Genomic DNA, 7925 nt, shown 5'->3' on the forward strand with positions numbered 1-7925 from the left:
GCGGCAGCAACGTCGACGTAGACGCCTATCACCACTGGGTCGGTGCGGCTCCCGTCCACAGGTCTTGACAATTATTCGTCATCGACTCCAGCTCGCGTGCAAGCGACCAGCCCGCGCCACGAGCCCGGCCCTGCGCAGCTCGCCGAGCAGCCGTCCGATCACCACGGGGTTGGTGTTCGCGCTGGTCGCGATCTGCTCGGAGGTGGCGACCTCATGGCCCTGGCGCTGGCAGAGGCCGATCCAGGCCAGGCATTCGGCGGTCTCGTCCTTCCCGCTCACCACAGTGCCCCACGCTGTTCCGCGCCTGACCTGGACGCTCCACCAGACAGTCTTCACTTCATCCACAAAACGAGCCTAGTGCTCTGACCGCATTGGTTCACCGGGTGGCGGTTCATGCCGCGTTGGCAAGGAGGCGTCCGCTCCATCGGATGCCCATCCGCGGAGCGCTTCCGGGAGAAGGACTACTTCTCGCGCAGGCTGGCAATTTCGGCGGCCAGCACAGCCATGTCGCGGACATGCGTGTAGTACTCGGCCGCGTACTCGTCGTCGATCGCCGGGAGGACCCTCGCGAACACCGTCATCAGCCGCGTCAAGCCTGCCCGGTGCTGCTCGCTGAGTGGGCCTTCACGAACGACGGCTGCATAGCCATAGATGTCCGCGTCGAGCAACACCATGTCCTGGCCCTGGACGTCCAGGCCGCGGAAGCCGGACGGGAACGGCCTGGCCATGTGCTCGGCCATCACTTGGGCAAGCGCGTCGAGCTTTTCTTCAAGCATGTGGGGGATCCTGCCAGACACGGGCTCGCGGCTTTGGACCGGATGCTCCGGCAGACCCCAAACACACGCGAGCCCAACCCGGCGGACTTATGCGGTCAGAGCAATAGCCACATAATCGGCCCCGGCCCACCTGGCACAGAGTGCCTAAGGGTTGTCCCGTTAATGGAGGGCCAGGCGGGACACCTGGCATGACTTGGTAGCGTGATCCGCACTTGGGCGGCCTGGCTGTGCAGGGCCTCAGATCTCAGGAGGTCGGGCGATGCGGTTCGTGTGCCAGGACTTTGGACTGTCGGATCTGCCGAGGCGCGGCCTCCCCCCGCAGGAAGCTCCATTGGAGGTGCTTCTCCTGGACATCGAGGCCGAGCTCTCTATCTGGGAGCAGGAGAGGATGGTGTGGTCCCAGGGGGCGTTTCCTGTGGCCGAGCTGGCGTATCACCTGGCGCTCTGGCTGCAGAGTCCTGCCACTGGCCATGAGGACTTCGAGCTCGATTCAATGCAGGCCGAGGATGGGTTGATCCGCATCGTGAACACTGATGGAGGCTGGCGCGTCGGCTCCATCTTCACGCCGGACCTCTGGACCGCCCCCGTCACTTGGGATGTCTTGGTGGAGGCAGTCAAACAGTTCGACCGATCCGTGCGAGCGGGCGTTGCCTCGAGGGGGATCGATCCCTCCTTCATTCCGGAGCCTTGACGGCTGCTCCAGCCGTGGCACCCGCAGTGGGATGATCTTGACGTGGCTGGTGTGATCACGGCGTCGGAGTCGTCATGGATAGCCCCGTTCACCGGGCTGAGCCCGCGCTGCTTCGGCAAGTCGGTGACCGTGGTGCGCCGCGAGGTCACGGACGAACCGCGGCGGGGACGGCCGTGGAGCCTGCCGTTGGAGGACCGGGTTCTGCTTGTGGCGGCTTAGACGTCGTTGCATTTGGATCAGTAGCCGGCATCTCCGTGACGATAGTGGAGCGATTGGTCCCGGACGGGCTGTGGGAGTTGTTCCAACGGCTAGTGCCGGACGCGCCGATCCGGCGACAAGGCGGTGGCCGTCGGCGCTACGGCGACCGGGAGGTATTGGCGGCAATCATGTTGGTGGCCACCTCGGGCTGCACCTGGCGGCAGACTCCGGAAACGTTCGGACCGTCCTGGTCGACCGTGTACCGGCGGTTCGCCGAGTGGAGCAAGGCCCGGGTCTGGTCCAAGCTGCACCGCCTGGTGCTGGACGAACTCGGCCGGAAGGGTGAGTTGGACTGGTCGCGGTGTGCGATCGACTCGGTGAACATGCGGGCCGTGAAAGGGGGGAGCTGACGGGTCCGAATTCGGTAGATCGAGGCAAGAAAGGCTCAAAGATCCACTTGGTTACCGAGCGGACCGGTCTGCCCCTCTCGGTTGGCATCTCTGCGGCCAACACCCTCGACAGCCTGGGGCTTGAGCCTTTGATCCGCGGTATTCCACCGATCCGCTCTCGCCGTGGCCCGCGTCGGCGCCGCCCCGCCAAACTCCACGCCGACAAGGGATACGACTACGACCACCTGCGGATGTGGCTTCGCAGTCGGCGCATCACACCCCGTATCGCCCGTGGGGGCGTCGAGTCTTCGACTCGACTCGGGCGACACCGGTGGACTGTCGAGCGCACCGTGAGCTGGCTGGGCGGCTTCCGTCGGCTGCACCGCCGTTACGAGCGCAAGGCCGAGCACTTCCTTGCCTTTACCGGCATTGCCGTAGCCATCATCTGCCACCGCCGGCTTGCCGGATGACGCGATCGCTCACACTCGTTCTGCCTGTTCGGCAGGGCAGGGGGAAGCAAGGCCCGTTGCGGGGGTGGAACGGCGGGCGAGGTCGGGCAGGACGGTGGCCAGGCCGACGAGGGCCAGGATCGCGCCGAGCCAGAGCGGGGCGCGCAGGCCCCAGGTGTCGATCACGACGGCGCCGATGGCGGAGCCGAGGATGATGCCGAGGGTGATGAAGGAGGAGTGGACGGTGTTGACCAGCGGGCCGGCGTTGCCGGTGCGCTGGACGCGGGTCGCCATGGCCGGGTTCATGGTGACGCCGACCAGGCCGATGCCCATCATGCAAATGACGGCCGGTGCGGGCAGGTCGGCGAGCAGGGCGAAGCCGGTCAGGAACACGGTGTTGAGGACGAGGCCGACGGCGAGGACGGGGACGGTGTGGCGGTCGGCGAAGCGACCGACGACGTTGTTGCCAACGACGGTAGCGGCGCCATAGGCGATCAGCAGGACCGGGACGGTGCCGGTGGAGAAGCCGGTGAGGTCGGTGAGGATCGGGTTGAAGTAGCTGAAGGCGGAGAAGGTGGCGCCGATGATGAGCGTGCTGGTGGACAGCACCAACCACAGCTTGGGCTTCTTGAAGACACCGATCTCCTGCCGGAAGCCGCCGCCGCCCTCTGCACGCTCGATGCGGGGCACACCGAACAGGGTGGTCACGGCGGCGATGACGGTGATGGCGTTGATGGTCCAGAACGCCGCGCGCCAGCCGAACCGCTCGCCGACCAAGGTGGAGAGGGGCAGTCCGAGCAGGGTGCCGAGCATGAGGCCGTTCATCGCGACCGCGATCGCACGGCCGCGGACCTCGGGGCGGGTGATCTGGGCGCACATCGAGATGCCCACGCCGAAGAAGGCCTGGGATGCGATGCCGGTGATGATCCGCGCGGCCATCATCGTGGCGTAGCCGGTCGCGGTGGCCGCCAGGACGTTGCCCGCCAGGAAGATGACGAACAGCACCATCAGTGCCGTACGCGGTGGGAGTTTCATCAGCGCCACGGTGAGTAACGGCCCGCCGGCCGCCATGGCCACCGCGAACGCTGTGATGAGGTAACCGATCTGCGGGATGGTGGCGTTCAGGCCGTCGGCCATCTGGGGCATCAGTCCGGCGACCACGAACTCGCTGGTCACCATGGCAAAGATGCCGAGTGCCAGGACGTATACGGCACGGGGCACGGTTTTGTCTCCTTGGGGTCGACGCCGACTGGCGAGGGGGCCAGGTGACGTGATGACGAATAGTTATGGATTGATCGGTTCAAAACTTGGGTGCAGGCAGGCACCGTCCGGGGCGGAGCCCGGATCAGCGGGTCAGTGGGTCAGTGCGTCGAGGGTGACTTCCGCGATCGACTCCAGCGTGGTCCGGTCGGCGCCGCCCTGACTCGAGATGCGCATGCCGCCGATCGCTGCGTTGATGAAGCGGGCCAGCGCTTCGGCGTCCCGCTGGGAGGTGATGCTGCCGTCCCGGCGGCCCTCGTCGATCACTGCGCGCAACACGGTCAGCCTACGGGCGGTGTCGCGCTCCAGTATTGCCGCCGCTCGGCTGTCGCGAGCGGCCAGTTCGACCGTGGTGTTCACGGTCAGGCAGCCCAGGCTGCGGCCGCCGGCTCGGTGCTCGGTCTCGCCGTCGACGACCATGGCGAACAGAGCACGGATGCGATCGGCGGCACGGTGCCGGGGGTCCTCCAGGACAGCCAGCTGGGCAGTGGTCATGGTGTCGATGTAGTAGGCCAGCGCACGCTCGAACAGGTCGTGCTTGCTCTTGAACGTGTTGTAGATACTGCTGCGCCCCAGTCCGGTGGCTTCGCACAAGTCTTGGGTGGAAGTGGCCTCGTACCCCTTCTCCCAGAACGTGCGCATGGCCGCGTCCAGGGCCCGTTCCTCGTCGAACATTCGCGGTCGGGCCATGGTGCCAGCCTAGCCATTTTGAATCGACCGTTGCAATACATACGAGCCACACACTCACCGCCACCTTGAGGCCCCGCTGGTGCGGAATGAGCCGGCGGGGCAGCTTGGCCCCTCGCTGAAGCCCCTTCTCACCGAACGCGACACCCGCGCAGCCTTCATCGCCAAATGCAACGACGCTTAGGGCCTGTCCGATAGGTCATGTGACTTGGTGGGTTGCTGACTTAGATGGGGCCAGGGGGTGAAGGTTCGGGTGTTGCCGGTCGCGGCTGCCGTCGCCATGACCTGCGGCACCGGTTCAGTCTGGGTCCTTTGCTGGGGCCTCAGCCTCTGGCAGCGCCGGATAGTCGGTCGGGTAGAGCCCGGCAGCGAAGCCGTACACCACATCGCCTCCGCGCGGCAGTTGCGCGTAGTCGTTGGCAAGTTCCAGGACCCGCGCCCAGAACTCGTGGGCCTGCTCCCGCGGGATCCGCACATGCCGCACGATTGAGGAAAGTTGATCTGCCTGGTGTGCGGGGGCCGACTCGGCGGCGGCCGTGGCGAGATCGTTGTTGCAGTAGGGCGCCTCGGCCTCGCCGGTCTGGCTGACCGTGCCGACGCGGAAGATGCGCGCGGTGCGGCCGTAGTAGCGCTCGTCGATGGCCCGCACCCGGCGGGTCCGCACGACCTTCAGCAGCTGGGCATCCGCCAGGGCGCTCACGTGGTGCGCGACCGTGCTCTTGGGGCGGCCGAGTGCGGCGGCCAGTTCGCTCACGGTCGCGGCGCGTTCGAGGAGCAGCTCAAGGATGGCGTTGCGCAGTGGGTTTGCCAGCGCGCGGAGCTGGGCCGGGGCTGTCACATCTGTGACGTCGGCAAGGTCGTAGTCGGGGAGGCGGGTATTGTTCGACACCTCTCGATTATTCTAGAATTCCGGATCATTCGCTACCCACAAGGCAAGGGGTTCGGGCATGACAGAGGTCGTACTGTTCCATCACTCGCAGGGGCTGACTCCCGGAGTCGCCGCTTTCGCCGACGAGCTCCGTGCGGCCGGCCACACCGTCCACACGCCCGATCTCTTCGACGGGCGAACGTTCGGCTCCCTTGAGGAGGGCATGGGCTACGTCGAGGAGATCGGCTTCGGCGAGATCACCGAGCGGGGCGTCCGCGCGGCCGAGCACCTGCCGCAGAACGCTGTTTACGCCGGCTTCTCACTGGGGGTGCTGCCCGCCCAGAAGCTGGCGCAGACGCGGGCGGGCGCGCGGGGCGCGCTCCTGTTCCACGCCTGTATCCCCGTCTCGGAGTTCGGCGCTGCATGGCCTGACGGCGTGCCGGTGCAGGTGCATGCGAAGGAAGCCGATCCGTTCTTCGCCGAGGACATCGACGCCGCCCGGGCGCTCGTCTCCGACTGCGCTGACGCGGAGATGTTCCTGTACCCCGGAGACCAGCACCTGTTCGCGGACAGTTCGCTGCCGTCCCACGACCCGGACGCTGCCAAGCTCCTGACCCAGCGGGCGATCGAGTTCCTCGGCTCGCGCTAGGTTTTTGGCGGGGTCATGCACAAAGCCAGAGGCGCAGAGCTGCGACGGTCACGGTGCCGTGAAAGACGTACGCCCTCTTGTCGAAACGCGTGGCCACGGCCCGGTTCGCCTTCAACCGGTTGATCAGCCGCTCGACTTCGTTTGTGCGGACATAGCGTGCCGCATCGAAGCCGGTGGGCCTGCCGCCGCTGCTGCCACGGCGTAGGCGGTGGGCCTGCTGGTCTCGGCGTTCGGGGATGGTGTGGTTGATCTGGCGACGTCGCAGGTAACGGCGGTTGCGGCGTGATGAGTACGCTTTGTCGCCGCTGAGATGGTCGGGCCGCGTGCGGGGACGGCCGCCCTCCGGCCGGGGCACGCGAATGCGGTCGAGAACCGGGATCATCTGTGGGGCATCGCCCCACTGACCGGGGGTGACCAGCATGGCCAGAAGCCGCAACCCGCCCTCACCTGCCAAGTGAATCTTCGTTGTCAGGCCGCCGCGCGAACGACCCAACCCCTAGTCCGCCTGGAACTTGATGACATGCCGCTCTACCAGCCGGTTTGGGGCGCCACGGACATTGCCGATCCCTATGAGCGCAAGCGGCATGTCTATGCCGATCTGATGATGAACTACGCGGGGATGGGCCTCGAAATCGGGACCATTCGCGAGCCTCTTCTGCGGGACATGCTGGCCGGGATGTTCACAGGAGAGGCTGGGCGGCACTACTGGAGCAGGGCCCAGATCTCATGGACCGCCAGCTCGTCGGGGAGCCGTATCGGTCGTCGGTTCCTGGCCGTCGTGGACGAGGAGCACGCTCGCGCTATCGCTGCCGGACCACCAACGCCGTCGGCCGTCGCGCCCCGTCCACCTGATGTGCCCGTCGCCGGAGCTGCGCCCGCATCGCGGACGTCAGTCGGCGTCCTGATCGGCCTGGGCGCCGGCTTGGCGCTCGGATCCCTCCTGCGCAGCCGACGCTAAAGGCTGTCGGCTACGGGTTGGATGATCACGGTGTGACTGGTGTGATTACTGCGTCGGAGCCGTCTTGGATAGCCCCGTTCTCGGGGCTGAGCCCGCGCTGCTTCGGGAAGTTGGTGACCGCGCTACGGAGTGAGGGGGCCGACGCGGTTGGCAGGGGACGGCCCTGGAGCCTGTCCCTTGAGGACCGAGTGCTGCTGGTCGCGGCCTACTGGCGCACGAACCTGACAATGCGCCAGCTGGCCCTGCTGTTCGGTATCTCGAAGTCGGCGGCAGACCGGATCATCGACCACCTCGGCCCGCTGATGTCCCTGCAGCCGCGGCGCCGGTTCTCCAAGGACACCGTGCTGATAGTGGACGGCACCCTCGTGCCCACCCGTGACCACGAGGTAGCCGAGCAGTCCAAGAACTATCGGTACTCCACCAACCACCAGGTCGTGATCGACGCCGACAGCCGACTCGTCGTCGTGGTCGGTCGACCGCTGCCCGGCAACCGCAACGACTGCAAGGCGTGGCAGCTGTCCGGAGCCAAGGACGCCGTCGGCAGGACCACGGTGATCGCAGACGGCGGCTACCGGGGCACCGGACTAGTGATTCCGCATCGCCGCGAGCGCGGTCAAACCGAACTGCCAGCGTGGAAAGAGGAACACAACGCCTCCCACCGCAAGGTCCGCGCCCGTGTCGAGCATGTCTTTGCCCGCATGAAGGGCTGGAAGATTCTCCGCGACTGCCGCCTGAAGGGCGACGGAGTTCACCACGCCATGCGCGGTATCGCCCGCCTGCACAACCTCGTCCTCACGGGGTAGGAGCAGATCCCACCGGTCGGCCCACCGCGCCCTCCAACCCGTAGAAGATCGTTTGCGGGACAGCCCTTAGATCACCGGATGTGAAACAGCTTCTCAGCTTGTCCTACCGTTTTGGCGCGGTGAGCTGCCCCTAGTTTCGTAGCGGCCGATCTTGTGTGTTTCAGGCTGCGTTCGCGGTGGCCAACAAACGGCAGTAG

Annotated in this window: 9 protein-coding genes and 3 pseudogenes; 6 read left to right on the forward strand and 6 right to left on the reverse strand. The window is 66.5% G+C overall.

The genetic code is table 11. The annotated features are described in order from the left end of the window. Window positions 1–76: 76 nt before the first annotated feature. Both L0P92_RS39450 and L0P92_RS39455 read right to left on the reverse strand, forming a co-directional pair. Window positions 77–282 (reverse strand): annotated as a pseudogene (locus L0P92_RS39450) (Rrf2 family transcriptional regulator); the annotation flags it as partial. 179 nt (window positions 283–461) lie between these two features. Continuing rightward, entirely contained in the window at window positions 462–776 is a 315-nt protein-coding gene (locus L0P92_RS39455) for a hypothetical protein (protein WP_234767956.1), read from the reverse strand. A 337-nt stretch (window positions 777–1113) separates the two neighbouring features. Here L0P92_RS39455 and L0P92_RS39460 point away from each other — a divergent pair, with 337 nt between their 5' ends. From L0P92_RS39460 to L0P92_RS39470, 3 genes and pseudogenes are all read left to right on the forward strand, one after another. Beyond that, window positions 1114–1467, forward strand: a complete 354-nt coding sequence (locus L0P92_RS39460) for a DUF7878 domain-containing protein (protein WP_234767963.1) — start codon at window positions 1114–1116, stop codon at window positions 1465–1467. A gap of 42 nt (window positions 1468–1509) precedes the next feature. Then, window positions 1510–1683, forward strand: a pseudogene (locus tag L0P92_RS39465) (IS5/IS1182 family transposase); the annotation flags it as partial. A 47-nt stretch (window positions 1684–1730) separates the two neighbouring features. Then, window positions 1731–2524, forward strand: a protein-coding gene (locus L0P92_RS39470) for an IS5 family transposase (protein ID WP_372497406.1) whose coding sequence is annotated in 2 segments (ribosomal slippage) — window positions 1731–2063 and window positions 2066–2524 — 792 coding nt in all. Because the reading frame shifts where the segments join, the coding sequence is not laid out codon by codon here. Window positions 2525–2533: 9 nt separating this feature from the next. On the opposite strand, the gene L0P92_RS39475 is transcribed toward L0P92_RS39470, so the two are convergent. The 3 genes from L0P92_RS39475 to L0P92_RS39485 form a co-directional block, all read right to left on the reverse strand. After that, window positions 2534–3724: an MFS transporter gene (locus L0P92_RS39475; protein WP_234767957.1), complete on the reverse strand. Its 1191-nt coding sequence runs from the start codon at window positions 3722–3724 to the stop codon at window positions 2534–2536. 132 nt (window positions 3725–3856) lie between these two features. Then, complete coding sequence (locus L0P92_RS39480; RefSeq protein WP_234767958.1) at window positions 3857–4453, reverse strand: TetR/AcrR family transcriptional regulator; 597 nt, start codon at window positions 4451–4453, stop codon at window positions 3857–3859. A 295-nt stretch (window positions 4454–4748) separates the two neighbouring features. Beyond that, window positions 4749–5339 carry an ArsR/SmtB family transcription factor gene (locus tag L0P92_RS39485; RefSeq protein WP_234767959.1) on the reverse strand — a complete coding sequence of 197 codons (591 nt, stop codon included), beginning with the start codon at window positions 5337–5339 and terminating at the stop codon, window positions 4749–4751. A 58-nt stretch (window positions 5340–5397) separates the two neighbouring features. Between L0P92_RS39485 and L0P92_RS39490 the strand changes: the two genes are divergently transcribed. Next, window positions 5398–5967 (forward strand): dienelactone hydrolase family protein, encoded by a 570-nt coding sequence (locus L0P92_RS39490; RefSeq protein WP_234767960.1) that lies wholly within the window; start codon window positions 5398–5400, stop codon window positions 5965–5967. A 13-nt stretch (window positions 5968–5980) separates the two neighbouring features. On the opposite strand, the pseudogene L0P92_RS39495 reads toward L0P92_RS39490, so the two are convergent. Next, window positions 5981–6460: pseudogene (locus tag L0P92_RS39495) on the reverse strand (IS5 family transposase); the annotation flags it as partial. Between the two features lie 27 nt (window positions 6461–6487). Here L0P92_RS39495 and L0P92_RS39500 point away from each other — a divergent pair. Both L0P92_RS39500 and L0P92_RS39505 read left to right on the forward strand, forming a co-directional pair. Next, on the forward strand, window positions 6488–6925 hold the full coding sequence (locus tag L0P92_RS39500; protein WP_234767961.1) for a DUF6082 family protein: 438 nt from the start codon (window positions 6488–6490) through the stop codon (window positions 6923–6925). Window positions 6926–6957: 32 nt separating this feature from the next. Then, window positions 6958–7728 (forward strand): transposase, encoded by a 771-nt coding sequence (locus tag L0P92_RS39505; RefSeq protein WP_234767962.1) that lies wholly within the window; start codon window positions 6958–6960, stop codon window positions 7726–7728. Window positions 7729–7925 lie beyond the last annotated feature (197 nt).

This window comes from Streptomyces muensis (genome assembly GCF_021474425.1).
Lineage (GTDB): Bacteria > Actinomycetota > Actinomycetes > Streptomycetales > Streptomycetaceae > Streptomyces > Streptomyces muensis.

Coding starts and splice junctions, on each gene's coding strand:
- L0P92_RS39455 (WP_234767956.1), bottom strand. CDS start 776: ATGCTTGAAGAAAAGCTCGACGCGCTTGCCCAAGTGATGGCCGAGCAC.
- L0P92_RS39500 (WP_234767961.1), top strand. CDS start 6,488: ATGCCGCTCTACCAGCCGGTTTGGGGCGCCACGGACATTGCCGATCCC.
- L0P92_RS39490 (WP_234767960.1), top strand. CDS start 5,398: ATGACAGAGGTCGTACTGTTCCATCACTCGCAGGGGCTGACTCCCGGA.
- L0P92_RS39480 (WP_234767958.1), bottom strand. CDS start 4,453: ATGGCCCGACCGCGAATGTTCGACGAGGAACGGGCCCTGGACGCGGCC.